Below are 25,243 nucleotides of genomic sequence, written 5' to 3'. Positions count from 1 at the left end.
TTTTAGATGGAAATACGCAAATATATCAAACAAGGGTTTGAGACCTATTACGCCAAATATAGTCAAGTTACGGAGGAGGGATTCTGCAGGTGGATGCGCCCTGACGTTCCCGCAGAGATGAAGGCCGTCGATACGGGTGAGGAGTGGTCCATATGGAATCTGGTTCCTTCCACTATAAGTGAAGTTGATATTGGGGTGATGGAACAAGAGTATGGATTGACTTTTCCCGAGTGGTATAAAGCATTCATCTCCACGTACCATCATTACTTTGACGTCATACCTGAACAAGCTGTGGACGAGCCGCTGGATAACGTCAGGGACATGTACAATCCCTTGTTATGCCGGCTGGGATATCTTCCTTTCACATGGGATTCCGAATACGGCAAAATATGGTGTATCGATGTAAACGAAGACGCGGGCGAGGGCTTCGGGGCCATCTATGAGATCGAACATGAAATATGTTTTGATTTGGATGAAGAACAAACGGATCGGGCTGAGCTTAAAAAGTCACTGGTATTTCTATATCCTGATTTCAAGGCGTATTTTGACCATACGTTCCTTGAAGGATGATGCGGTCCATTTTATACATAGAAGGAGAAATTTCATATGCAAAATGAACAGCTGCAAAAAATTTTGAACGAATACGGCATCCGGAAACCCGAGATTACGTTTATTCGGCATAATGAAAATCGAACCTATAAGGTGGAAGACCATGACGGAAGTACATATCTGCTGCGCATTCATCAACCGGTAAAAGACGGCATGGCAGGTCAGCAGCATACCTATGACGGTTTGCTGGGTGAACTCCAAATGCTGGAGCACTTGTCAGGCCGGGATCATCTGCTTGTCCAAAGGCCGCTGCGTAATCGGGAAGGCAAACTGATTACGATCATTGAACACGAAGGGAAGCGTTGGAACAGCTCCATGCTTACCTGGCTGGAAGGAAGAGACCTGCAGAAGGATGACCTAAGCGATCCGGTCATGGTCGAGAAGCTGGGGGCCAGTATTCAGAGCTGCACCAATTCTATGGTCAGTACGTGCAGGAGGGCTTGGATGAGCGTCCGAGTCAGGGGATTGCTTACTCATGCTGCAAGCTGGTGTACGGGAGCTGAAGTTCATCAACGATACCGGCGTTTATAATACGGATCCCGCTTATCCGGATGGCTTGTACATTGGCCTAAAGTATAAGTCTAAGCAGGGGAAGGAGTGGAAAATGGACATTTGGTTCGTGGATGAACCGGAGAGACAACCCGACTTGAAACATATCATAACGATGCCTGAACGGCTGACCGAGGAACGCCGGGAAGCTATTTTGAGAATAACTGGGCAAGCCGTGCTGAATATGGCAAAGCCGTGCGAAGCTTTGATATTTATACAGCGGTTCTGGAAGAAAACGTAAGGACGCTGGAAGAGTTTCAGGTATGGCTGGACCAAAGGTCCATGAATTAACAATAAAGCCCATGATTCGATAATAGGAGATTTACATATGAGATTATCAAGCATAACCAAGACCACCAGAAGAGTCATCTTAGCGGGTGGCTTTTCTTTTTTATGTATATGTAAAACATAAGTGAATCCTATTTTTTAAATATTATCCATATCATTTTTCCTGTGATAGCATAATCGTATGTCTGGCAAGGGGAGAGAGGAATGATCGATATGAGTTCAGCATTTTGGTTAACAAATGCCCGATTAGAGAGTGGTTATGAAGTACAAGAGGGCGTTATTACGGGAACAAAAACGGAGATTCGCCATATATTCATAGAAGATGGGAAAATCGCGAAAATCGTAGCTTCCGACACAACTATAACAGACGAGTTGACGCAACACGACGTGAAGGGTTTATTGCTTCTGCCATCCTTTATCGAAAAGCACTGCCATTTGGATAAAACGCTGCTCGGTGACAGGTGGCGTGCCGTTACGCCGGTTTCCAGTATTTTCGAGCGTTTGGCTATCGAGAAAGCGACGCTTCCTTCGCTGGATACCTTGACGCAAGACCGTGCAGAAAGGCTGCTTGATGTTTATCTGGAGTCCGGCGTGACGCATGTGCGTACGCATGTGGATATCTATCCGGAAGTGGGATTAGACCATTTAGAAGCGATTCAACAGGCATTACGCACATTTGAAGGAAAGTTGTCCTATGAGATCGTTGCTTTTCCACAGCATGGTTTGCTGCGCTCGAAGTCAAGGGAAGGGGTAAGACAAGCACTTCGAAAGGGAGCAAGCCTGGTCGGCGGGGTTGACCCGGCGACGGTGGATGGCGATATCGAAGCATCCTTGCAGGAAATGGTGGAGCTCGCAGTCGAAGCCCATGCGGGCATTGACCTACATCTGCACGATGCCGATCATCTAGGGCTCTTCACCATGAAGCGATTAGCTCAGTTAACCATTGAAGCGGGTCTGCAAGGCAAGGTGGCGATAAGCCATGCCTTCGGACTGGGTGATATTCCACCATCCCAAGCACAAGAGATGGGGGACTTGCTCGCTGAAGCGGGGGTCGCCATTATTACGAGTGTGCCCATTGGCCGCAAGTTTCCGCCGGTTGGCTTACTGCACGAGCGCGGTGTAGAAGTAGCCGTCGGATGCGACAACATCTTTGATGTATGGTCGCCATTCGGAAATGGGGATGTGCTGGAGCGCGCCGGCCGACTGGCCGAAATATCCAGATGGGTGGATGAACGCGCTTTAGCGCAAACGCTCCAATATATTACCGGTGGCATTACACCGCTTAATCATGAAGGGGAACAGGTATGGCCGCAGGTCGGAGATGTTGCCAGCATCGTATTTCTAGAAGCTTCTTGTTCGGCTGAAGCCGTTGCGAGAAGATCCAAACGCGTGGCGACGATGTTTCAGGGAAACATCGTTTCCGGTTCTTTTTAGGCGAATTTCATGTCCATCCGGATTAAGTTGCTGCTGTCCTATACCGGTATGCTGGTCATCAGCTTGCTGGTCTTTGTCTTGACTGCCAGTTTGTTTACCGTTGCGGCTACCGGCGATATTCACGGTATTCGGGATTTTTATAAAGTGCACTACCAGATTAACCCGCTCACGGAACAAGAGGAGACTATTTTCCTCGAATTAAAATATCTTGCCAAGAACGAGCCGGATGAGCTGCAGAACAAAGAGCTGCTGACGGAATACGATTTTAAGCTGAGAACCGTACGAGCGGGCCTGTATGTCCGCAGAGAAAACGACCAGATCTTTGAGTCCCATACGATGAACCAGCCTGAACTGGAAGCGAATCTGCCTCCATATGACCTGAACAACAATCAGATTCGCAATACCCTCAACATCGGTGAGCGGTTTTATGCTTATGCCAAATATGATTTCCGGTATTCGGATGGTGCCAGAGGGAGTGTGTATGTTATTCGAGAGCGAAGTCCTTTCGGCGAAGTTACGCGCAAGCTGCTGCCCATTCTTGTCTTGAGTCTCGTTGGCATCGTTGTCGTTGCAAATGTATTGTTATATCGCTGGATCACACGGAGCGTGGTCAAACCGCTTGATTTGCTCCGCAATTCGGCGGAACACATCAAGGAGGGAAATCTCCAGTTTTCTCTGGGTTTGCATTCCAAGGACGAAATCGGCCAATTAAACGAGACGTTTGAGAATATGCGGAAGCGTCTGCTTGAATCGATTCAACTCCGGCTACAGGATGAAGAGAACCGGAAAGAGCTGATCTCCAATATCTCTCATGATTTGCGCACACCCATAACAAATATTAAAGGGTATATCGAAGGCATACGCGACGGCGTTGCGGATACACCGGAGAAGATGGATAAATATGTGAACATCATTTACACCAAAACCATCGATCTGGATAAACTTGTGGATGAACTGTTTCTTTATTCCAAGCTAGATTTAAAGCAGGTTCCGTTCATGTTTGAGCATGTCGATATCATCGGTTTTATAGACGATTGCATCGATGAGCAGCGCTATGTTTTGGAGGAAAAGGGAATATGGCTGGAGTGGAAGGAACGTATCGGTCAGCCTGTCGAGGTCATTGCCGATCTGGAAAAATTAAAGAGAACGGTGCTCAACATTATCGGGAATGCTCAAAATTTTATGGACAAGTTGCACAAAACCATATACGTCTCCACTCAGCTTTCTCCGGAATGGGTAACGGTTGAAATACGGGATAATGGCATGGGCATCGAGCCGGAAGCGATCCCTTATATATTCGAAAGGTTTTACCGTGCGGAGCAATCCCGCAATTCTTCAACGGGCGGCAGCGGCCTGGGGCTTGCAATTGCCAGCCAGATCATCGAGGGACACGGAGGTGGGATCTGGGCGGAAAGCGAGCCCGGCGTCGGCACCAGCCTGTACTTTACCCTCAAACGAGCGATTACGAAGGAGCGCTGTAACCCATGACCACACGTATTCTCATCATTGAAGACGAGTCAACGATCGCTCAATTGGAGCGGGATTATTTTGAACTGAACGGTTTTCACGTAGATCTATGCCATACAGGCAATGAGGGATTGAAGCTTGCCCTTAACGAGGACTACAGCCTTATCATTGTCGACCTTCAGCTGCCCGGTATGAATGGCTTTGAACTATGCAGCCATATCCGAAAGAACAAGGAGGTTCCCATTCTGATCGTATCCGCCAAGGATGAGGAGATCGATAAAATCCGTGCCTTTAATCTCGGTGCCGACGATTACATTACCAAGCCATTCAGCCCGAGCGAACTAGTTGCAAGAGCCAAGGCCCATTTGATGAGATATATAAGGCTTATGGGCAAACAAAGCCAAAGTCCTAGTTCAGAAATTCATATTCGCGGCTTGGTCATCGATAAATCGGCGCGAAGAGTGTTCATCCGAAATGAGGAAGTCACGTTTACGACCCGGGAGTTTAATTTGCTTGAATTTCTGGCAAGCCATCCGAACCGGGTGTTTAACAAGACGGAGCTGTTTGAACGGATTTGGGGCATGGATTCCAGCGGGGATATCGCAACCGTAACCGTCCATGTCCGTAAGCTGCGCGAAAAGATGGAGGTGGATCCATCCAATCCGCAGTATATTGAAACGGTATGGGGGGCTGGCTATCGCTTTTCGGTCTAAACAATTTAGAATTTGTTAATAAAAGTTTTTGAAACGCTTAATCCCTGCTTTCTTGGGAGTTTAGGACTCTCTTCTATCATGGAGATATGACGATTCCACGTTCATACTCATCGAAATAGGGAGGGTTTACAAATGAAAATATATTCTAATAAACTGGCGGCCATGATGGTGGCGGCTGCCCTGGGAACGACCGCTTCGCTTCCGTTTCATGTTCTGCAGGCCCAGGCTGCGGAAGTCCCGCTGGCTGCACAAGATATAGAGCAAGCCACTCAAGAGCTGTCCCAGCTTCGCGTGATGCAGGGATACCAGGATGGCACGATGGGGATAACCAGTCCGATCACGCGGGCAGAGCTGGCGAAAATGCTTGATCTTGCATTTGGACTTGAAGGCAAAGGGGATGCAAAGACAAGCTTTACGGATGTGAATCCAAACGCGTGGTATGAACGGTACGCAGCTGAGCTGGTAGCGCAGGATGTCATGCAGGCACCGGAAGGCCGTTTTGATCCACGGGGAATGGTTACCCACGCCGAGCTGGTACAAATGGTGTCCAAGGCTCTGAAACGAGACGCGAAGTCCGTGGATGTTTGGGCGAAACGTTTTTACTCCGAGGAAGGCTATACGACTCGCGGTCAAGCAGCCTACTTGATAAGCGTTGCCCATGAGGCAATTCCGTCGGAAAAAGCCAAGATCACGAGCATTCGTGCATTGAATGCCATAACCCTGATCGTCACCTTCGATGCTCCCTTGACGGCAGAGAATGAGGCGTTTGCCAAAGCCAAAGAAGATTTTAAATTTAACGACGGGCTGGTACTCACCAACATGCCGCGCTTGAAGACCGGCTCGATTTCCACTTACATCGTCCCAACCTCAGTTCAAAAACCAGGTACATCGTATACGCTTACCTATAAAGGGAAAACAGCAGGCACATTTGCAGGCAATAGCGCGAAGTTGGACATGACAGAGGCTAGACAAGTCGCTCAGGATACGTTTGAGTTGGAGGCACTTAAAGAGAATGGCGTCGTTGACTACGGCTACGTTATTTCCGCCTATAGCGGAGGCCGCGGAGCCAATGCATTCGTACTGGATGAGAACAACAGCGCCGATGGAATAGTCTATCAGATCATCTCGTCAGGACAGGGCAGGGAAGTCACGATTACGCCTGCAGGCGGACAACCTATCGTGGCAAAATACGTACCGTTTACCCAGTCCACGGATGGCAAACAAGAACCGAAATTCCGTTTGCCGGAAGGCCAGACACCGACGCCGGGTGTTACTTATACCGTTACCTCGGATTGGGCACAGATGGCCAACCCGACATTCGTAGCAGGAGCGTTTGCTCCGCTGGAAATCATCGGAGCCGAGGCAATCAGCGACAGCTCCATTGCCATTACCTTGTCCGAGGATCCTGGGGACGAGCTCTTCTCCGGCCGGAGCGTTGAATTGACCGACGCAGACGGCAACAACCAAATAGCAACCTACAAATATTCAAGCCGCAAGGGAGCCGTAGGCGTGTTTGATCTGACGCAGGAGAGTAAACTGAAGTCGGGAACGACGTATACCATCAAACCGGTAGGAGAGTGGGCAGGAGAAACCGATGCGGCCCTGACTGTAAATTAATATTTTACAGCATGGACATGGCTGTACATGATCGAGAGGACGAGCGTAAAGCTTGTCCTCTTTGTATTGTTTTTTTGCGGACTATGATCAAAATATTCAAAAGCATGGTTACTTTCGGTTATTGTCATAAAGCATCATGATCCTTAACAATCGGATATTTACCAAGCTCACCGATTACCCTAATATGGAGTTACTTTCTGTCATTTAGCTGCATGCACGTATCGAGGCGGAAAAATGTACCCTTCTATACGCAGAAGTACCTACCCATGCGCCGCCAACATCCATTATGATCAGATTTATTAGCTGGTGGAAGAACTCGATCCGTTTATGAAAACGCTATGCAGATGAGCGCTATCCTGGTCGCAGCGGACGCCTCATCCTGGTACGAATCCGGCGCTGTAACGGATATGAGCATTTTGGATAACCGGTTTGTGAATTGCGGTAGCCCCGGGCATTCCGTGATTCGAATTGCGCCTGAGAATAAACATCACCATGCATCGGTTCATCGCAATATCCGGATTACAGGCAACCGCTTTGAAACGACCGGAGAAGATTGGTTAATGGCAAGAAGCACGGAGGGACTGATATTTAAAAATAACGTGATTCGGATGCAGGAGAAATACGACCGTGAAGGGAATGTCCCTTTGGACGAACGCGTCAAGCTGGAAGCCTGCATTGGAGTTGATATTTTGTGTAACGACTTGAAGTATGACGATTTGAATTAAAGGAGGCATAGCGAGTGAGAGAAAATATGAAATTGCAGTATGTTAAGCCGGCATCAGTCTGGACCGAAGCGCTGCCGATCGGCAACGGACGTCTTGGAGCTATGATCTACGGCGGCGTGGAACGTGAAACGATCAGCTTGAATGAGGATACGCTGTGGTCCGGTTATCCCAGGGATTGGAACAACCCGTCAGCCCGGGATGCGCTGCCGGCGATCCGGGAACTGATACGCCAGGGGCGTTATTCGGAGGCTGACCAGCTAGGGCGCAAGATGATGGGGCCCTATACGGAATCTTACCTCCCGTTTGGAGACTTATGCCTCAGGTTTGATCATGGAGGTGTGTTTCATTCTTACCGAAGAACGCTGGATATCGCTAATGCCGTTCAACGAACGGAATACCGTATCGGAGAGGTGTCCTATACGAGAGAATGCTTCGCATCCAGCCCAGACCAGATGATTGCATTGCGGTTAACCTCAAGCGCTCCTGGCGCCCTGAACTTCCATGCACATCTGGAAAGTCCGCTGCGCTATACCGTAAAGACCGAAGAAAATATGTACTTCATGTCGGGATTTGCACCGGAACGCGTCGAGCCCAGCTACGTGTCGTCTGATCGTCCAATACGTTACGGCGATCCTGAACATACCGCCGCCATGGCTTTCGAAGGTCGGCTGGCAGTGGCCGAAACTGATGGCCGCGTTACGGTGGACGCCGCAGGCATCCATGTACTGGATGCCAGCGAAGCCGTCATCTACTTCACCGCGGCAACCAGCTTCAACGGATTCGATCAAATTCCCGGTCACCGCGATGGCGGGGACCATCCGTCGGCTGCAGCCGCTGCTAAAGCTGCGACTAGTATGGTAGCTGTAAGAAGCCACACTTGGACAGAGCTGCGCGAGCGGCACATCAACGATTATCGCAGCCTATATGATCGCGTAAGCCTCCGATTAGGCGAGACACTAGCTTCCGGTGATATGGACACGGAGAGGAGAATCGAGCAGTTCGGTGCCCGGGATCCAGGCCTGGTCGAGCTGTTGTTCCACTATGGCCGCTATCTCCTGATCTCAAGCTCCAGACCCGGAACGCAAGCCGCCAATCTCCAGGGAATATGGAATGCATCAACCCGGCCGCCGTGGAGCAGCAATTGGACCTTGAACATCAATGCGGAAATGAACTATTGGCCCGCGGAGATATGCAATTTGGCAGAATGCCATCAACCTCTGCTGGAGCTGATCAGAAGTTTGTCGGTGAACGGGTCGGACACCGCCGCCGTCCATTACGGTACTCGAGGCTGGACGGTTCATCACAATACGGATATTTGGGCCCATACCGCTCCGGTCGGCAATTACGGGGACGGGGATCCTTCATGGGCGCTTTGGCAGATGGGAGGAATCTGGCTGACGCAGCACTTATGGGAGCATTACGCATTTAGTGGTGATGAAGCCTATTTGCGCGCAGTTGCTTATCCCATCATGAAGGAAGCTTCCTTATTTGCTTTGGACTGGCTTATAGAAAATAACGAAGGTCATCTCGTGACATCTCCGTCGACCTCACCGGAGCATAAATTCCGCACGTCGGATGGGACAGCTGCGATCAGCGAAGGGGCGACCATGGATATTTCCCTCATTTGGGAGCTGTTCACCAATTGCATGGAGGCGGCCAGCATTCTCGGCGCGGATGAGGATTTCCGAGAGGAATTGATTAACAAACGAGAACGATTGCTGCCACTGCAGGTCGGTCGATACGGTCAGCTGCAGGAATGGTCCCATGACTTCGAGGATGAGGACGTATTTCATCGGCATACGTCACACCTGGTCGGGATTTATCCTGGACGACAGCTATCTGCGGAAGAAAGCCCTGATCTGTTTGCAGCAGCCCGAACTTCCTTGGAGCGTCGCGGGGATGAAAGCACGGGTTGGAGCCTGGGCTGGCGAGTTGCGCTATGGAGCCGGTTCGGGGACGGCAACCGGGCGCTTCGACTGTTAACCAATATGCTGAGATTGGTGCGGGACGGGGAATCGGAGCGTTACGAGCACGGGGGCGTGTATGCGAGTTTATTAGGAGCGCATCCTCCTTTTCAGATCGACGGCAATTTTGCGGCTACAGCGGGAATTGCGGAAATGCTGCTGCAGTCGCATCGCTCCGTTCTTATGCTGCTGCCTGCTCTGCCGGATGCTTGGCCGGAAGGCGAGGTGCGTGGACTACGGGCACGAGGCGGCTTTGAAGTCAACATTCGCTGGAAGCATGGAAGACTGACGGAGGCAGAGATCATGTCCCGGTGTGGCAGTATGTGCAGCGTAGGCGTTGGCCATGGAGATTTGATTGCGGTTTACCAAGGCGAAGCCCGGATTCCCGTACAGCTCTCCAATAAAGATGTGTATTCATTTGCAGCAGAACAGGGAATAACCTATCGGCTGGTCACGGAACCGGCTGGGGAATCTAGGGCTTGATCGGCATAATGCATACCTTTTCGATTGTATCCGTACAATTCGAAGTTGAAAAAAAAGACTCCATGAAGGAGTCTTTTTTACGTGGAATCAGAAGAAAATTCCAATTAATTTGTTATTTTTGTAGTCGAAACGTCCTGGAAGTGGGTATTAATTGTTAAACGGTTGACAACCTGTATATACATGTATATGATTTTTCTATATGTAACCTGTATATACAACATGACGAGGAGGACCCAGTCACATGCAAAACTCAGGAACCCAGTCTCCAGATTGGTGGAGAACTTCGACGGTTTATCAAGTATATCCGAAGAGCTTCAACGACACGACTGGCCAAGGCACCGGCGATATTCGCGGGCTCATGGAGAAGCTTGATTATATAAAAGGACTTGGCATCGACATTGTGTGGCTCCAGCCGGTGTACGTTTCTCCGCAAAATGATAACGGTTACGACGTTGCGGATTATTGCAGCATAGATCCTGTATACGGGACGATGGACGATTTCGACGAGCTTGTTGCCGAGTTAAAAAAAAGAGGCATGCATCTGATGATCGACATCGTCGTGAATCATTCTTCGACCGAGCATCGATGGTTTAAAGAAGCCATTTCCTCACGCGATAACCCGTATCGCGACTTTTACATCTGGCGGGATCCCGCAGAAGACGGCGGCCCACCAAACAACTGGCAATCCAAGTTTGGAGGCCCGGCATGGCAGTATGACGAGGGGACAGGGCAATATTACTTGACACTTTTTGACAAAACGCAGGCAGATCTGAATTGGGAGAACGAGAAGGTCCGGGCGGAGGTTGTGGATATCCTCACCTTTTGGGCGGACAAGGGCGTAAGCGGATTCCGGATGGATGTTATCAATCTCATATCGAAAGATCCCGCTTATCCCGATGATGATGGTTCCATTGCGCCTGGAGACGGGCGCAGGTTTTATACGGACGGCCCCCGGGTGCACGAGTACATCAAGGAATTGAACGAAAAAGTGTTCAAGCCTTACAATCTCGTCACGGTGGGAGAGATGTCCTCCACAACCTTGGAGCATTGCATTCGTTACTCGAACCCGAAGGAGAATGAATTCTCCATGACGTTCAACTTTCACCACTTGAAGGTAGATTATCCCAACGGGCAAAAATGGGAACTTAAGCCTTATGATTTCGAGGAGTTGAAAAGAGTGCTCTCCGATTGGCAAATCGGCATGCAGAAGGGCGGCGGCTGGAATGCCCTGTTCTGGAACAACCATGATCAGCCGCGCGCGCTGACCCGGTTCACCAATGATGGCGAATACCGTACGGAAAGCGCCAAGATGCTGGCCACGACGCTTCACGGTTTGCAGGGCACGCCATATGTGTATCAAGGGGAAGAGATCGGCATGCCCGATCCGAAATGGAATGATATATCCGAGTTTCGGGATGTTGAATCCTTAAACATGTACACCATTCTCCAGGAGCAGGGGAAGACGCCGGAGGAGGCTGCCCAGATCGTCAAGGTACGCTCGCGAGATAATTCCAGATTGCCTATGCCGTGGAATGACGGCGATCAAGCCGGCTTTACGACGGGGACGCCTTGGATCAAGATCGATGAGCGGTATCCGATTATCAATGCGCAATCCGAGGTGGAAGATCCTTATTCAATATATCATCATTACCGAAAGCTGATAGAAATGCGAAAGAACATTCCGGTGATTACGGACGGTGAATATGTTCGCCTGGATGAAGGCCATCCCGAAATTTATGCGTATGCCAGAACGAACAAGGAGCAGACGCTTGTTGTCATTTCCAATTTCAGCGACCGCGACGTCTCGTTCGAGCTTTCCGAGAAGATGCAAGACACTCTGACCGAAAGTCGATCGGTTCAACTGTTAATCGGCAACACAACGGAAGAACCTCGCTTTACTCCAACAGTTGCACTTCGACCGTATGCATCCTATATGTGGCTTATTCATAACAACTAATTTCATAATGTCAGGAGCGTAGAGCTATGGCCATTGATCGCAAAAACGTGGAACGCATTGTCGAGGCAGTCGGCGGAAAAGACAATATCGAAGCCGCTACGCATTGCGTAACCCGATTAAGATTTGCCCTTGTGGACGACAGCAAGGTGGATTCCCGGGCACTTGACGAGAACGACCTGGTGAAAGGGCAGTTCTCTTCCCAGGGACAATTTCAGGTCGTGATCGGACCGGGACTTGTAGACCAGGTTTACAACGAAATGATGGATATCACCGGCGGTGCGAGAGTATCGAAGGATGAAGTGAAGAACATTGCGAGCAAAAAGCAAAATCCGCTGCAGCGAGCAATTAAAACGCTTGCGGATATTTTCATACCGATTCTGCCGGCAATCGTCATGGCAGGTTTATTGTTAGGGATTAACAATCTGCTGACGGGACCGGGCATTTTCTATGAAGGACAATCGTTGATTCAGGTCCATCCCGAGTGGGCAGACGTAGCGTCAATCATCAATCTGATTGCTAGCACCGCCTTTACTTTCCTGCCCGTCTTGATCGGCTGGTCGGCGGTACGTCAGTTCGGTGGCAATCCGCTGCTAGGTATCGTACTGGGCCTGATCCTGGTAAACCCGGATCTGCTCAGCGCCTACCAGTATGCGGATGCCAAACTTGAAGGCACAGTTCCAATCTGGAACCTGTTCGGCTTTGAAGTGGAGAAAATCGGTTATCAAGGACAAGTGCTGCCGGTCCTTGTCTCGGCTTATATTTTGGCCAAAATCGAGAAGCTCCTAAACAAACGGGTGCATGACTCCATTAAGCTGCTTGTCGTGGCACCCGTTGCCCTGTTGGTGACCGGGTTCCTCGCGTTCGTTCTGGTGGGACCGATCACGTTTGCCATCGGCAACGTCCTTACTTCAGGCCTCGTCAGCATTTTTGATTCCTTTGCTGCCCTGGGCGGACTGATCTACGGCGGATTGTATGCACTCTTAGTTATTACGGGGATGCATCATACCTTCCTTGCGGTGGACATTCAGCTCATCGGCAGTGAAGGCGGAACGTTCTTATGGCCGATGCTGGCGCTGTCTAATATTGCTCAAGGCGCCGCAGCGCTGGCCATGATGTTTATCATGAAGGAACAGAAAGCCAAAGGACTTGCTGTTACATCTTCCATCTCGGCCTTCTTGGGGGTAACGGAGCCTGCCATCTTCGGGGTCAACGTTCGTCATAAATATCCGTTTATCTTCGGTATGATCGGTTCCGGGATTGCCGGCGTGCTGCTGGCCATGAACAACGTTCTGGCTTCGTCGATCGGCGTGGGCGGGATTCCGGGATTCCTGTCGATCTTCCCTAACCAGTGGGGCGTCTTCTTCATAGGCATGGCGATTGTACTGGTCATTCCGTTCACAGGCACATTGTTGTTCGGGCGTTACCAGTTGTCCAAGCAGCTTCGACGTCCTGTGAAAGAGAATGCGGCCGACACCGTCTCAAGAGATCAAGCGGTAATGGCTGAAACGAACGACAACCGTCAATCAGCGTCATCGTTAACGGAGAATAGTCCAACTACGGAAGCTGTGCAAAAAGCCGCAGTCGATATCATGGCGCCGATTAAAGGGACTGTGGTTTCCTTGTCTGAGGTACCCGACCCTGCCTTTGCGGACAAACAGATGGGTCAGGGCATCGCCATCATCCCGTCCGAAGGGAAAGTGTATGCTCCGTTTGACGGACAAGTCGCGCATCTGATCAAGAAAAGTAAACATGCGATTATTTTAACCGATAAGAACGGGGTACAGGTTCTCATTCATGTGGGTATTAACACCGTCTCTTTAAAAGGTGAGGGATTTACCGCGCTTGTGGAAACTGGGGCCGAAGTAACCCAAGGACAGCTTCTGCTTGAATTTGATATCGAACGTATTGAACAAGCCGGATTGCCCGTCATTACGCCGATTATTATTCCAGATGGACAAGACCATATTCAAGAGGTTCACGAGTTTGTAGGTGAAGCGATCCCGGGGGAAACTCGAGTATTGCAAGTGTCTCTTGGTAATGAAGTCTGACGGTTTCTATGTTACATGTAATAGTCACTGGAACATGGTACAATAGCTGATGGTGATAATGGGATGACAAATAACATTTATTGGACGCTATACAAAGATTATGCCGATCAAATTGAAACCGGCGCTCTCCAACCCGGCAGCAAGCTTCCCTCGGAAAACGAGCTTGCGGCAACCTATCAAATTACAAGGGAAACGGTGCGCAAGGGACTTAATTTGCTGGCTCAAAATGGTTACATCCATAAAGTAAAAGGTAAAGGTTCATTTGTGCTGGATACAGGAAGAATGAACTTCCCGGTAACGGGGCTCGTCAGTTATAAAGAGCTTGCCGAACGGTTAGGAAGAAAGAGCCGAACGCTTGTTTACGTAACCGAACGCATCCCTGCAGGGGAGAGCATTGCGAAGGAGCTTCAAATCCGTCCGGACCAGCTCGTATGGAAGGTGATCCGTGCCAGGGAAATCGAAGGGGAGCGTATCATTCTCGATATCGATTACTTGCTTGCCGACATCGTTTCTGGGTTAACGAAGGAAATTACGGGCGATTCCATTTATGAATACCTGGAGCATACACTCCATCTAAAAATCAGCTACTCGAAAAAAATAATCTCTGTTGAACGTGCCACGGCCATGGACCAAGCCTATATGGATATCGGAAATGATACGCATGTTGTCGTCGTCCGGGGATACGTACATTTGGAAGACACCACGCTTTTTCAATATACGGAATCGAGACATCGATTGGATAAGTTTCAGTTCGTTGATTTTGCAAGAAGAGAATCCAATCATGATTTTGGAGACCAATAGAAGTGATTATTTAGCCGCGAATTCATCGCGGCTTTTTTTGCTGTCTTGACGGGCTGCCATGGATGAGGCTAACAGGGCAATAGAGCCGGAGAATCCAAGGAATGAAAGAGGAAAACTCCTCCTCGATGTTGAAGCTATCTAGGAGTAATTGTCCGATAAATCAAGGTAAAGGAGCCGATAGAACATGGACTTGGGACTGACAGGAAAGGTTGTGTTGATCACCGGAGGGAGCAGAGGCATAGGCCTTGAAGCCGCGGTGACGTTTGCGCTCGAAGGTGCCAAGGTTGCTATTTGTGCACGGGACGAGGAGCAGTTAAAAACTGCGGCAGACCATATCCGGCAAGCAGCGGATATCGAAACGCTAACCATAACAGCGGATGTGACGAAACCGGAGGACTGTATTAAAGCGGTAACCGATACCGTGCAGCATTATGGACAGCTTGATATTCTGGTGAACAATGCCGGAACCGCTGCTGCGAAGCCGTTTGAGCTGATCGATGACGAACAATGGGCATCTGATCTGGATCTCAAGCTGTTTGGCGCGATTCGATTTGCACGTGCAGCCGTCCCTCCTATGCGGGAGTCCGGCGGAGGTGCGATTATTAATGTTACCACATCCTGGGCCAAGACGCCGCCTGCTGCGTCCATGCCCAGCAGCGTCAGCCGAGCGGCGGGGCAGGCCATGACCAAGGCCATGAGTCGCGATCTGGCACCTGACCATATCAGAGTAAACACCGTGTGTATCGGAATGATCCGCAGCGCACAGCTTGAAGAGCGATGGAAACGGGAAGAACCCGAACTGACATGGGAACAGTACGCAAGGGATACGCGGCACAATATTCCGCTAGGACGTATTGGAAACACGGAAGAAGCGGCAAAAGTCATCGTTTTTTTGGCATCTGATGCTGCCTCCTATGTTACTGGAACTTCCATTAATATTGACGGGGGTTCAGCGCCGGCTTTGTAAGTAGATATGGTAGAATTCATTTTTTCATAAATTATATTATGTAAACTACTTAGAATGAGTGGCAAGAGACCATTTGCCGGTGACGTTATCATCATGATGATGTCGTAATTTTATATATGATTTGTCGCATAGTTGGACTAAAAAAATGAGTGAGATGTGATACCTTATATGTGGATGTCATGGCCGCTAAGTTCTTATCCGGAGACCGAAGAGATGTTGTGGCAGAATTACATACATAAAAGCCCGCCTGCTCTTTAAGGCGTCATGGATAGGCAGGACTTTATAATTGATGTTATTAAAAAAATAATGAAAAGTGATGGTGATGATTCATGTCAAAAGTTTATCGTATTGGAATTATCGGCTGCGGCGGTATCGCAAACGGGAAGCACCTGCCGAGCTTAAGCAGATTAAACAACGTGGAGCTCGTGGCATTCTGTGATATCGTCCTTGACCGGGCGGAAGCAGCTGCTAGCAAGTACGGTATCGAGGAAGCAAAAGTGTACAGCGACTATAAAGAGTTGCTGCAGGATCAAAGCATAGATATCATTCATGTTCTGACGCCTAATGACTCGCATGCCGAGATTTCCATTGCTTCGCTTGAAGCAGGTAAACATGTCATGTGCGAGAAACCGATGGCCAAAACGGCTGCGGATGCGAAGCGGATGATGGAAACCGCGGAGCGCACAGGCAAGAAATTAACGATTGGATACAATAACCGATTCCGTGAAGATAGTCTTTATTTGAAACAAGTATGCGAAGCCGGTGAACTCGGAAATATTTATTTTGCCAAAGCTCATGCTGTAAGAAGAAGAGCTGTTCCGACTTGGGGCGTATTTTTGGATGAGGAAAAACAAGGCGGCGGGCCGCTTATCGATATCGGTACGCATGCTCTCGATTTGACCCTCTGGATGATGGATAATTACAAACCGAAAATTGTCCTCGGTACCACATACCATGAATTGTCCCGCAAGGAGAACGCGGCAAACGCTTGGGGACCATGGGATCCGGAAAAATTCACCGTAGAGGATTCCGCGTTCGGCATGATTGTAATGGAGAATGGCGCGACCATTATGCTGGAATCCAGCTGGGCGCTCAATACGCTGGATATCGATGAAGCCAAATGTACGCTGAGCGGTTCGGAAGGCGGAGCCGACATGAAGAACGGTCTTCGCATCAACGGCGAGAAATTCAGTCGTCTGTACACAAACGAGATCGAATTGAATTCCGGCGGAGTGGCGTTCTACGACGGTAAGAAGGAGCAGGCTCCGGATGTTGAGATGAGAAGATGGATCGAGGCAATCGATCAGGATAAAGATCCTGTCGTTACCCCGGAACAGGCATATGTTGTATCTCGAATTTTGGAAGCTCTATACGAATCCGCAAAACTCGGCAAAGCCGTTTACCTGGACTGAGTTTTATATTCATAGGATGATTTAATCATGCCAAAGCCCTGAGAATCAGGGCTTTTTTTATTCGAAACATGCTGAATCTAGCAAACTGGATATGTAGCTCGGTGGAATGAGATATAGATTAACGGGAATAATAAGCTCATGACATAACGAAGGTGGGGTACATGAAATGATATTTATTTATAATGATTACGGTGGAACGCACACAACCTCGCTGGCAGCAGCGTATCATCTGAATAAATTACCCACGAATCGGCAGCTTACAACAGAAGAGATTCTGGCGGTGGACTATTTCAATAAACTCAATACTTCCGACATGGGCAAACTTGTTTTTCACGGGCTGGATGAGAACGGGCATCCGGTGTACACCCTTGGACGGGGCTCATCCAAGGTAGTCATTCCAGCTTTAAAAAATTTGAGTCTGATCCTTCAAGACAAATATCAGAACACGGAGCCCATTGTGTACTCCAACACTTCGCCTACCGTTCCATTGGTCATGACGATCGGGGGATTTTTGTCCAAAAGATTGAAATTGAGTTTTGTCGGGGATCCTTTATTGGTCGCAGGCGCGAAGCAATGCTGCAGCAGCATCCGTGAACTGGTTCTACATACCAAACAAACCGCAGCCGCGAGGTCCGGAACGGAGTCCGTAATCGTTATGGAGAACAACAATTTCTCTTCTTCTTAGCCATACGAATCGCTTCATTCATAGGAGAAGGTAAGCCTGGATTCTACAGGGTTGCCTTCTTTTTTCGTTGCCAGAAAACATATGACCTCAAGTTATCTGGTATCATTTAGGAATGAATCGATTGGTTGTTGAACCAATCGCAATGTTTGTGCCGATTCATTCAGGCTGAGTTCTGCGCATGTGTGCTAGCGGCCATTTTAGGGCGCATAGCCTTTAAGAACAAGCATACGCGTATACTAGAGCGCCGTGGGGTCCGCAGTACCCTGAATCTATGTTTGATGATGAATAAAAGAATGATGTCCGGGTCAACCGACTTTCTGGATGTCGTTTTTTAGTTTGTCCGCGAAACATTTTTCCGAAAAATCAATCGATTTTCAGGTGAGCCGCGTCTTACTTTATGAGTGGACGATATGGCGGCTAATTTCCCATTACCCAAAGACATAAGAAAGGGGGACGGTGGGGTGGAGAATACGATGAAGGAAGTCAAGGTGTCGGATTCGAAGGAGATGGAAGAAGAAACTTTTTTCAACCATTTATCAAGCGAACAACGGAAATTATACTCCATAGCATTCAGTTATATGAGAAACGAAGCCGATGCGCTGGAAATCGTGCAGGAAGCGTCCTGCAAAGCTTGGATGAAACGCACAAAGCTGAAGGATGAGCAGGCGTTTGCCCCTTGGCTGATCCGGATCACGATCAACTGCTGCATGGACGAGCTCCGGCGTAAAAAACGCGTATTTCCGGTGGAGGCATTGAGGGAAGAGGCTGCGCAGGAAATGCAAAGCAATGATCGGATCGATCTTGAGCAGGCACTGGATCGGATGAAGACAAAATATCGGCACGTCGTGATGCTGAAGTATTACCAGGATATGACCACGGCAGAAATTGCAAAAGTGCTCAAAAAACCGGAAGGCACGATTAAAACCTGGCTGCGTGAAGGGCTGAAGCAGCTTCGGAACTACGTGTAAGGATAGGGAGGCGATAATACCATGCTGGACAAAGAACAGCGCGTACTTATGAAAGATTCAACCGTATTGAATGAGAAAGCCAATTCCTTACCGGAGTCTAAGCTTTCGACTGCAGTGCGGGGGGGAATGGAACGGGGGAGGAAACGAGAAATGCGGCGCATGTATTCTTACGGATTGGGAGCCATGGCAGCAATGACTGCCGCAGCTCTCCTCATGTTCACGGTGAACGGATCTCCATATACGGGGAATCAAGACCGTCCGGTCCAGACCTCCAGTATCGGCAGCGTACATAATCTGGAATCGTTCCCGACTGAACGGATTAAGGATGGCTCGCTGCGGAGCGCGCTTGAACGAGGTCTCATACAACCAATCAACCAGGCCATGGAGAAAAAAGGATATCGAATCGAGATTCTGGGAGCTGTATCCGACGGCCGGAAGTCCTTTGTTCTCTTTAATGTGCTTAATCATAGTGACAAAGAGATCATCGTACGGGATTTCACGCTTGATTATGGAGGTTACGAAACCCCGTCAGTTGGAGCCATGATAGCCAATATGAGCGGGAGCGGACAGATTCCCCCAGGGCAGAACTCCTATTATGCTTATTCCACGAATCTTTTGCCAATGGATCCTTACACGAATAAGGCAAGCATTCATATTACCTTATCCGATACGTCGGATCGAGCCTTGAACTCTAGCAGTAAGAAGTACTTGACCAGCATGGATTTCTCTCTGGAACTCGAACCCAATATGTTCGAAGACAATGAACGAGCTTATTACCCGGATCGTACATTGAAGGTAGACGGACAACGGATTAACGTTCGCCAGTTGCTGTTTACGCCTCTGAACACCTATGTGGATTTGGAATATGACCAAGCCAATGATAAACAGATTTTTAAATTGCTTAATCCGGTTCTGATCGGAAAAAGCGGGGAGCATACCGAGAAGTTATATTATCCTCAAGCGATCTTAAAGGATGACGCCAAAGTTACGCTGGTTTACAAGAACAGCCAGCTGGATCAATTGGATACGACCTCATTCAAGACGTTTGGCATCGCGGCCGTGAAAAAGGACGAGATGAACATCGTTGTTGATCTGAAGAAGAAACAAATCATCGATGCACCGGACGAGCGTCTGCGAATGCTCCCGTCCGATCAGGAAGCTGGCGCAGGAGAAGTCTATTTTCAGCGTATTCTCGAAGAAGCTCAAGCAGCAGAAAGCTTCGGGATGTGGCTGGAGGACAGCTTCACCGATGCCTCGGGGGAGAAACATAGCAGGTTATCTCCAGAAAGCAGTAGTCACAGCGGACTCCTGACATCGGTTAAAGACGATACCATAGAAGACAATACGACCTATAATTTTGGGGAGGACGCGCTTGAGTACCCGCAACCGCTTACGATAGGGGTCAAACAATACTGGATTCCGATTAAGGATAGTCAGGCTATAGAGCTGCTGAAGAAATAAAATAATTAAATTTTATAGATATACGATTGTCCCCTCATGGCAGAAAGTGAAAAAGAGATCATGATCCAAGTGAACTCTACATTGTGACTATGGGGGGATATTTGTATTTGTTATGAAAGCGATCCACTGTAAGTTTACAGCTTGTTTCCTTCGGTAATAATGGGGGAATAGCATCTGTGAGAGGAAGGATGTTCCCATGCGGTATCGAAGAAGAACCGGCCATACCATCAAAAACAACACCAAAGATACCCCACCGGCTAACACATCGACAAAAGATCCCGATGCTTTAAGTCCGGATATAAGAAGCAACCTGAACCATATTAGAAAAACCCTCGGCAACAGTAGCGATATCGTGATCAGAGAGATTCCAATCGAAGGAGAGGAAGAACGTTACCTCGCTATCCTCTATACGGACGGACTGGCCGATCAAAACATAATTTTAGAATCCATCATGAAAGCTGTGGCTCACATTGCGAAATCCTCGGAGAAGAGTCATCCGGACAATCCCCAACCATTCGATGGCAAAAAGATATTAGGCGATATCTCCTTAATGAATAAAGAGATCCAGTCTATAAACAATTATAAAAAGCTGTTCCATTCTTTATTGTCAGGAGACACCGTTTTTCTGGTCGATGGATTGGATAGAGGCATCGCTGCAGGCACCCGAGGATGGAAGGATCGCGGGGTCACGGAGACATCGGCGGAAAATGTCGTCCGAGGGCCGCGGGAAGCTTTTTCGGAGTCGCTACGCACGAATACGGCTATGATTCGCCGAAAGATCAAGGATCCAAATCTGTGGCTGGAAACCATGCAGATTGGCCGAATTACTCAAACAGATATCGGAATAATGTACATCAATGGTATTGTAAACGAGAAAATAGTCCAGGAAGTTCGTACTCGGCTTGAACGTATTGATGTGGACGGCATATTGGAGAGCGGTTATATCGAAGAGTTTATCCAGGATAAAACCTTGACCCCTTTCCCTACGATTTATAACACGGAGCGTCCCGATGTGATCGCGGCCGAGCTGCTTGAGGGGAAAATCGCCATTTTAGTGGACGGTACTCCGTTTGTCCTGATTGTTCCAGCCCTCTTTGTATCTTTCCTGCATGCGTCTGAGGATTATTACCAACGGGCTGATATCAGCTCTTTCCTGCGTATGCTTCGTTACCTAAGCATATTCATTTCTTTGTTAGCACCTTCCCTCTACGTCGCGATTACGACCTTTCATCACGAAATGCTGCCGACGAGACTTCTATTCGGGCTGGCCGCACAGCGGGAACAAATCCCGTTCCCGGCCTTTGTCGAGGCATTATTGATGGAGGTAACCTTCGAAATTCTGCGGGAGGCAGGCGTGCGGCTGCCCAAAAATATCGGCTCCGCTATTTCTATAGTTGGGACGCTGGTAATTGGACAAGCCGCGGTCGAAGCAGGGATTATCTCTGCAGCTATGGTCATCGTGGTTGCCATTACGGCTATTTCCAGCTTTGTGCTTCCATCATTTAATATGTCCATTGCATTCCGGATGCTCCGGTTTCCGTTAATGGCACTTGCCGGATCCTTCGGACTTTTCGGCATCTTTGTCGGAGTCACCATCCTTATTCTCCATCTATGCAGTCTCCGTTCGTTCGGAGTCCCATATATGTCACCCTTTGCACCGTTAATTCCGGAAGGTCAAAAGGATTCAATCTTGAGGCTGCCGCATTGGATGCTCCTGAAACGGCCCCGACTGGTGAATAAGAACAACGTTAAACGCAGAACAAGTACACCTCCCCAGAAATCGCGGGAATAGACGAATGTAAACCAGCAGGAAAGCGAGGGGATTTGATGAAACGGATACTGGCGTTACTTCTAATACATATCGTTATCACTCTTCTTCTGAGCGGTTGCTGGAACCGCAGAGAATTGAACGAACTTGCGATAGCGGTGGCCGCTGGGGTTGACTGGGTGGACGGGCGCTACCGTTTGTCGGTCCAAGTTGCCGTTCCTGGACAGGTTGCTGCTAAAAGAAGCGGAGGTCCCCAAGCGCCTGCTACATTGTATACGGCAGAAGGCGACACCATATTTGAAGCGGCGCGGAGAATCACTCAGATCAGTCCGCGGAAAATTTATTTTTCACATTTACGGATGTTTCTGATGGACGAGGCGATGACAAGAGAAGGGATAGCAAAGGTTCTTGACCTGCTGTCCAGGGATCACGAATTCAGACCTGATTTCTACCTGGTAGTTACTAGAGGAGCCACTGCCGAAGAAACTTTGAAAATCATGACGACTATGGAAACCATCCCTGCCAATAAACTTTACGATTCCCTGCAAATCTCCGACCAGGTTTGGTCACCCAGCATGGCGGTAACGCTGGATCAATTAATGAACGACCTTACCAGCAGCGGAAAGCACCCCGTCCTTACAGGACTTGTGATAACAGGGAATCGAGATATCGGAGAAACGAAGAAAAACGTAGAAAATATTTATACACCAAGCCATTTGAAATATTCAGGGCTTGCCGTTTTCAAATTAGATAAGCTGATTGGCTGGTTGAACGAGAAGGATAGCAGAGGGTATCGACTCATAAGGGGGGACGTTAAAAGCTCTGTAGATTTTATTCCCTGCCGTAATGAAGGAAAGGTCATATTGGAGACGCTTAGGACCGATGCCAAGATGAAAGGAAGAATCGTTCAATCCCGTCCTGAAATGGATATTACAATTAATATCGAGGGAAATATTGCCGCTGTGGAGTGCAGCGGCTTGGATCTGTCCCAACCGGCGACCGTGAGGGATCTCGAAGTCGAAATGGAAGAAAGATTAACACAAAACTTGGAGTCTGTTATCAACAAAGTGCAAACGGAGCATAAAGTTGACATATTCGGCTTCGGGGAGGCTCTTCGCCGTTCGCATCCGAAGGCATGGAAAGAGATGAAGGAAGATTGGAACGACCGATATTTTCCGAACCTTCAGACCCATATTCATGTGGATTACAGAATCCGGCGAACGGGTACAACCAATGATTCTATCTTAAATGATCTTAAGGAATGAGGCGAATTCATGCTGAATATCGCGATTATTGCAGTCTCAGCCATGGTCATAATCTGGCTTGAGCTGCCGAGAATGCTTCGGGAAAGAGAATATAGGGAGATCAGGGGGTTCACATCATTCATGATCTTGGGTATTGGAATCAGCGTGGCCCAAACGTTCATGCACGACATCCCGACACCCTTGGGTTTGATATCGATCGTATTCCAACCGTTCAGTGATTGGCTCTCTGCCGTCGGTTTGATTCAATAGGAAAAGGAGGGGGAAGGATGCCCGTAGTCAAAATTTCGTTGCGCCAGCTGAGCATTTTAGCCGCCATGTATACGATCGGCAGTGCTATACTTATCGTTCCCTCGGGTATGGCTTCCATGGCTAAACAAGATTCGTGGATTGCGTCACTGGTTGGGATCGGTTTCGGATTCATCATCTTGGCGGTGCAGCTGCAATTGTCCAAAAAGTATCCGGAAACGAATTTGTTGCAATTGTCCGAGAAGCTTTTTGGGAAATGGATTGGCAAAACGGTCAACTTTCTGATTTTACTTACACTGTTTCTAGGTGGTCCTGCTACGGTGTTACACGAAATCGGCATTTTCATAACAATCCAGATACTGCCCGAAACCCCGATTCAGGCGATCATATTCCTCTTTGGGGCCATAGTTGTGCTGGGAGTGCGTTTGGGGCTTGAGGTGCTAGCCCGCTCTGCGGAGATGTTGTTTCCATGGTTCCTGCTTCTGTTTCTATCCATGAGCATTTTATTATTATCGGAGATTAAATGGGAGCATGCACAGCCTGTTCTCGAATCGGGGATAACCCCCATCTTCCCGGCCGCGCTCTCTTTCGTTAGCATAGCATTTCTGCCGCACATCGTTTTGATGATCATCTACCCGGGCTCCGTCAATCGTCCGGCGGAGTCTTACAAAGCCGTATATATCGGAAGCCTAATTGGTGGGTTGGTGCTCTTTATGATTATTTCATTAACGATTTTGGTCTTGGGTCCGGACATTACAGCAAGAAATATGTATCCCAGCTACATGCTCGCAAAGAAGATTAATATCGGCAATTTTCTGCAACGTATTGAAGCGATCATGGCGGTGATGTGGTTTATCACTTTGTTTTTCCGTATTTCCTTGTATTTTTACGCGATTACGATCGGTCTAAGCCAGATATTCAATATCAAGAATTATCAGCCGCTTGTCGTGCCGCTAGGGTGGATTTTGGCCGCGGTTTCCGTCTTCATTTATCCCAATGTTCCATACAAGACGCTTTGGGATTCAAAGACTTGGATTCCTTATTCGATTACGATCGGATTTTTATTCCCGCTGCTGTTGTTCGGCATGCATGGCTTCCGTAAAATGCGGTCTAAAAAAACAAAAAAGTCCTCGAAATCCGCCTGAACGGTTGGAGGACAAAGTGGATTATTTGATAATTCACAGAAATCGCAATTGAAATGGATATTGCTTGGAGATCTTGTTCGATCCGTCTACTTGTAGACGGTTTTTTCTGTTGAGCTGACAGGAAAGGATGGATGTTTCTGATGCGCTGACCCGGCTATCGTCCTCTATGTCAAATCCTTAGGTTTATCGCCGATCAAGCCCAACAAAAACATTTGAGAATAAGCATAACCTTTATAGGTCTTGGATAAACACGAAGGAATCGTAAGATCCAGATCCATATAGGTAGTCAGGATCAACTGCGTGAACTCCTTCTGGTTTGTCAAGGAATGCTCCTGCAGTTGTTTAGCAAATTCCTTGCTGACATGTTCCCGTCCTCCAAGTGCTTGCTGTAATTGGTAACCAGCCAAGTATAACTCGGCAGCTGTATCTTCATCTGATCCTCGATGCTCCGTTACATAGTTGCCGATCCAGTCGCGAACAAGAGAAGAAGGGTCCGTATTATTGTCCTTCGCAATCTCTTGAAAGCTCTCCTTGAGTTCTTTGGATAGACGGATGTGCAAATTTGTATCCATTGGCATTAGCCTCCTTAACGTTGTAGATTTATTGTACCCAAATTGTTAACACGATGTCAACATAATATACACACAACCCAAACGATATAGCCGCGTGGA

General features: G+C 48.5%; 22 protein-coding genes. 21 read left to right on the top strand and 1 reads right to left on the bottom strand.

Annotation, left to right across the window (positions count from 1 at the left end; translation table 11 throughout):
• Positions 1-6: 6 nt before the first annotated feature.
• From PLA01S_RS04855 to PLA01S_RS04755, 21 genes are all read left to right on the top strand, one after another.
• The gene (locus PLA01S_RS04855; protein ID WP_127590350.1) at positions 7-570 is read left to right on the top strand and encodes an SMI1/KNR4 family protein; all 564 of its coding nucleotides are present in this window, start codon (positions 7-9) and stop codon (positions 568-570) included.
• 36 nt (positions 571-606) lie between these two features.
• Positions 607-1,140, top strand: coding sequence for a phosphotransferase enzyme family protein (locus PLA01S_RS04850; RefSeq protein WP_246059329.1), 534 nt, complete (start codon positions 607-609; stop codon positions 1,138-1,140).
• The gene (locus PLA01S_RS04845) at positions 1,085-1,399 is read left to right on the top strand and encodes a hypothetical protein (RefSeq protein WP_246059328.1); all 315 of its coding nucleotides are present in this window, start codon (positions 1,085-1,087) and stop codon (positions 1,397-1,399) included. The genes PLA01S_RS04850 and PLA01S_RS04845 overlap by 56 nt, the downstream gene beginning before the upstream one ends.
• A 260-nt stretch (positions 1,400-1,659) precedes the next feature.
• Positions 1,660-2,880 (top strand): amidohydrolase, encoded by a 1,221-nt coding sequence (locus PLA01S_RS04840; protein WP_127590348.1) that lies wholly within the window; start codon positions 1,660-1,662, stop codon positions 2,878-2,880.
• 9 nt (positions 2,881-2,889) lie between these two features.
• Positions 2,890-4,368, top strand: coding sequence for a sensor histidine kinase (locus PLA01S_RS04835; RefSeq protein ID WP_127590346.1), 1,479 nt, complete (start codon positions 2,890-2,892; stop codon positions 4,366-4,368).
• Positions 4,365-5,060 carry a response regulator transcription factor gene (locus PLA01S_RS04830; RefSeq protein WP_127590344.1) on the top strand — a complete coding sequence of 232 codons (696 nt, stop codon included), beginning with the start codon at positions 4,365-4,367 and terminating at the stop codon, positions 5,058-5,060. Before PLA01S_RS04835 ends, PLA01S_RS04830 begins: the two co-directional genes overlap by 4 nt.
• Positions 5,061-5,192: 132 nt before the next feature.
• A complete protein-coding gene (locus PLA01S_RS04825; protein WP_127590342.1) occupies positions 5,193-6,677 on the top strand; it encodes an S-layer homology domain-containing protein in 1,485 nt (494 codons plus the stop codon).
• 344 nt (positions 6,678-7,021) lie between these two features.
• Complete coding sequence (locus tag PLA01S_RS04820; protein ID WP_174819187.1) at positions 7,022-7,402, top strand: hypothetical protein; 381 nt, start codon at positions 7,022-7,024, stop codon at positions 7,400-7,402.
• 26 nt (positions 7,403-7,428) lie between these two features.
• A complete protein-coding gene (locus PLA01S_RS04815) occupies positions 7,429-9,849 on the top strand; it encodes a glycoside hydrolase family 95 protein (RefSeq protein ID WP_127591062.1) in 2,421 nt (806 codons plus the stop codon).
• 241 nt (positions 9,850-10,090) lie between these two features.
• Positions 10,091-11,806, top strand: coding sequence for an alpha,alpha-phosphotrehalase (gene treC / locus PLA01S_RS04810; RefSeq protein WP_127590340.1), 1,716 nt, complete (start codon positions 10,091-10,093; stop codon positions 11,804-11,806).
• Positions 11,807-11,832: 26 nt separating this feature from the next.
• Complete coding sequence (gene treP / locus PLA01S_RS04805) at positions 11,833-13,854, top strand: PTS system trehalose-specific EIIBC component (protein ID WP_127590338.1); 2,022 nt, start codon at positions 11,833-11,835, stop codon at positions 13,852-13,854.
• A gap of 63 nt (positions 13,855-13,917) precedes the next feature.
• The gene (gene treR / locus PLA01S_RS04800) at positions 13,918-14,655 is read left to right on the top strand and encodes a trehalose operon repressor (RefSeq protein WP_127590336.1); all 738 of its coding nucleotides are present in this window, start codon (positions 13,918-13,920) and stop codon (positions 14,653-14,655) included.
• A 184-nt stretch (positions 14,656-14,839) separates the two neighbouring features.
• The gene (locus PLA01S_RS04795) at positions 14,840-15,622 is read left to right on the top strand and encodes an SDR family NAD(P)-dependent oxidoreductase (protein ID WP_127590334.1); all 783 of its coding nucleotides are present in this window, start codon (positions 14,840-14,842) and stop codon (positions 15,620-15,622) included.
• Between the two features lie 329 nt (positions 15,623-15,951).
• Positions 15,952-17,034 carry a Gfo/Idh/MocA family protein gene (locus PLA01S_RS04790; protein WP_127590332.1) on the top strand — a complete coding sequence of 361 codons (1,083 nt, stop codon included), beginning with the start codon at positions 15,952-15,954 and terminating at the stop codon, positions 17,032-17,034.
• Positions 17,035-17,200: 166 nt separating this feature from the next.
• Complete coding sequence (locus PLA01S_RS04785; RefSeq protein WP_127590330.1) at positions 17,201-17,719, top strand: DUF3189 family protein; 519 nt, start codon at positions 17,201-17,203, stop codon at positions 17,717-17,719.
• A gap of 473 nt (positions 17,720-18,192) precedes the next feature.
• On the top strand, positions 18,193-18,687 hold the full coding sequence (locus tag PLA01S_RS04780) for a sigma-70 family RNA polymerase sigma factor (RefSeq protein ID WP_127591060.1): 495 nt from the start codon (positions 18,193-18,195) through the stop codon (positions 18,685-18,687).
• A gap of 21 nt (positions 18,688-18,708) precedes the next feature.
• Complete coding sequence (locus PLA01S_RS04775) at positions 18,709-20,148, top strand: DUF4179 domain-containing protein (RefSeq protein ID WP_127590328.1); 1,440 nt, start codon at positions 18,709-18,711, stop codon at positions 20,146-20,148.
• A gap of 196 nt (positions 20,149-20,344) precedes the next feature.
• The gene (locus PLA01S_RS04770) at positions 20,345-21,940 is read left to right on the top strand and encodes a spore germination protein (RefSeq protein WP_127590326.1); all 1,596 of its coding nucleotides are present in this window, start codon (positions 20,345-20,347) and stop codon (positions 21,938-21,940) included.
• Positions 21,941-21,975: 35 nt separating this feature from the next.
• Complete coding sequence (locus PLA01S_RS04765) at positions 21,976-23,181, top strand: Ger(x)C family spore germination protein (RefSeq protein ID WP_127590324.1); 1,206 nt, start codon at positions 21,976-21,978, stop codon at positions 23,179-23,181.
• Positions 23,182-23,190: 9 nt separating this feature from the next.
• Entirely contained in the window at positions 23,191-23,430 is a 240-nt protein-coding gene (locus tag PLA01S_RS04760; RefSeq protein WP_127590320.1) for a hypothetical protein, read from the top strand.
• Between the two features lie 17 nt (positions 23,431-23,447).
• Complete coding sequence (locus tag PLA01S_RS04755) at positions 23,448-24,572, top strand: GerAB/ArcD/ProY family transporter (RefSeq protein WP_127590319.1); 1,125 nt, start codon at positions 23,448-23,450, stop codon at positions 24,570-24,572.
• 164 nt (positions 24,573-24,736) lie between these two features.
• Here the strand turns inward: PLA01S_RS04755 and PLA01S_RS04750 are convergent, their stop codons facing one another.
• Positions 24,737-25,144: a ribbon-helix-helix domain-containing protein gene (locus PLA01S_RS04750; RefSeq protein WP_127590318.1), complete on the bottom strand. Its 408-nt coding sequence runs from the start codon at positions 25,142-25,144 to the stop codon at positions 24,737-24,739.
• Positions 25,145-25,243 lie beyond the last annotated feature (99 nt).

It is taken from the genome of Paenibacillus lautus NBRC 15380 (assembly GCF_004000945.1).
Taxonomy (GTDB): Bacteria; Bacillota; Bacilli; order Paenibacillales; family Paenibacillaceae; genus Paenibacillus_AQ; species Paenibacillus_AQ lautus.
This window is presented reverse-complemented; position numbering and strand designations above follow the sequence as displayed.

Excerpts from the sequence above, each read along its gene's own strand:
- treR (WP_127590336.1), top strand. The coding sequence starts at position 13,918 with ATGACAAATAACATTTATTGGACGCTATACAAAGATTATGCCGATCAA.
- PLA01S_RS04750 (WP_127590318.1), bottom strand. The coding sequence starts at position 25,144 with ATGGATACAAATTTGCACATCCGTCTATCCAAAGAACTCAAGGAGAGC.
- PLA01S_RS04765 (WP_127590324.1), top strand. The coding sequence starts at position 21,976 with ATGAAACGGATACTGGCGTTACTTCTAATACATATCGTTATCACTCTT.
- PLA01S_RS04785 (WP_127590330.1), top strand. The coding sequence starts at position 17,201 with ATGATATTTATTTATAATGATTACGGTGGAACGCACACAACCTCGCTG.
- PLA01S_RS04840 (WP_127590348.1), top strand. The coding sequence starts at position 1,660 with ATGAGTTCAGCATTTTGGTTAACAAATGCCCGATTAGAGAGTGGTTAT.
- PLA01S_RS04815 (WP_127591062.1), top strand. The coding sequence starts at position 7,429 with ATGAAATTGCAGTATGTTAAGCCGGCATCAGTCTGGACCGAAGCGCTG.
- PLA01S_RS04850 (WP_246059329.1), top strand. The coding sequence starts at position 607 with ATGCAAAATGAACAGCTGCAAAAAATTTTGAACGAATACGGCATCCGG.
- PLA01S_RS04795 (WP_127590334.1), top strand. The coding sequence starts at position 14,840 with ATGGACTTGGGACTGACAGGAAAGGTTGTGTTGATCACCGGAGGGAGC.
- PLA01S_RS04790 (WP_127590332.1), top strand. The coding sequence starts at position 15,952 with ATGTCAAAAGTTTATCGTATTGGAATTATCGGCTGCGGCGGTATCGCA.
- PLA01S_RS04775 (WP_127590328.1), top strand. The coding sequence starts at position 18,709 with ATGCTGGACAAAGAACAGCGCGTACTTATGAAAGATTCAACCGTATTG.
- PLA01S_RS04825 (WP_127590342.1), top strand. The coding sequence starts at position 5,193 with ATGAAAATATATTCTAATAAACTGGCGGCCATGATGGTGGCGGCTGCC.
- PLA01S_RS04755 (WP_127590319.1), top strand. The coding sequence starts at position 23,448 with ATGCCCGTAGTCAAAATTTCGTTGCGCCAGCTGAGCATTTTAGCCGCC.
- PLA01S_RS04770 (WP_127590326.1), top strand. The coding sequence starts at position 20,345 with ATGCGGTATCGAAGAAGAACCGGCCATACCATCAAAAACAACACCAAA.
- PLA01S_RS04845 (WP_246059328.1), top strand. The coding sequence starts at position 1,085 with ATGCTGCAAGCTGGTGTACGGGAGCTGAAGTTCATCAACGATACCGGC.
- PLA01S_RS04760 (WP_127590320.1), top strand. The coding sequence starts at position 23,191 with ATGCTGAATATCGCGATTATTGCAGTCTCAGCCATGGTCATAATCTGG.
- PLA01S_RS04855 (WP_127590350.1), top strand. The coding sequence starts at position 7 with ATGGAAATACGCAAATATATCAAACAAGGGTTTGAGACCTATTACGCC.
- PLA01S_RS04830 (WP_127590344.1), top strand. The coding sequence starts at position 4,365 with ATGACCACACGTATTCTCATCATTGAAGACGAGTCAACGATCGCTCAA.
- treC (WP_127590340.1), top strand. The coding sequence starts at position 10,091 with ATGCAAAACTCAGGAACCCAGTCTCCAGATTGGTGGAGAACTTCGACG.
- PLA01S_RS04820 (WP_174819187.1), top strand. The coding sequence starts at position 7,022 with ATGAGCGCTATCCTGGTCGCAGCGGACGCCTCATCCTGGTACGAATCC.
- treP (WP_127590338.1), top strand. The coding sequence starts at position 11,833 with ATGGCCATTGATCGCAAAAACGTGGAACGCATTGTCGAGGCAGTCGGC.
- PLA01S_RS04780 (WP_127591060.1), top strand. The coding sequence starts at position 18,193 with ATGAAGGAAGTCAAGGTGTCGGATTCGAAGGAGATGGAAGAAGAAACT.
- PLA01S_RS04835 (WP_127590346.1), top strand. The coding sequence starts at position 2,890 with ATGTCCATCCGGATTAAGTTGCTGCTGTCCTATACCGGTATGCTGGTC.